Origin of the sequence: Leifsonia sp. SIMBA_070 (assembly GCF_046534635.1) — a bacterium.
In the GTDB taxonomy this organism is placed as follows: domain Bacteria; phylum Actinomycetota; class Actinomycetes; order Actinomycetales; family Microbacteriaceae; genus Leifsonia.
This window is the reverse complement of sequence record NZ_JAWRYK010000356.1, coordinates 1-267: the sequence shown is the minus strand read 5'-3', so window position 1 is coordinate 267 and position 267 is coordinate 1. Positions and strand designations below refer to the sequence as shown.

Below are 267 nucleotides of genomic sequence, written 5' to 3'. Positions count from 1 at the left end.
CGATAGTTCCCGGCTGCCGTCGCGCTCATAAGCGTGCAGGACAGTCTCCAGGAACTCGCGCATCTCAGCACCGTGTTCTGCCAATCCATCGCCCCGCGCCGTCTCTGCCCGCTCATGGCGGGTCTTCGGCTCCAATGAGAAACGCACATAGGCCAGCACGTCGAACACGTCGCTATCCGGGGCATCCACCAGACGCTTCATGTCGTCGAGCTTGTCACGGTCATAGCCCTTCTCCTCCAGAGCGGTCATGAAGTGGTCGCGGGTTTC

Annotated in this window: 1 protein-coding gene; it reads right to left on the bottom strand. The window is 61.4% G+C overall.

Going from position 1 to position 267, the window contains the following annotated elements; translation table 11 throughout:
• On the bottom strand, positions 1-267 hold a 267-nt coding region (locus tag SB754_RS20660), incomplete at both ends, for a type I restriction-modification enzyme R subunit C-terminal domain-containing protein (RefSeq protein WP_410784231.1).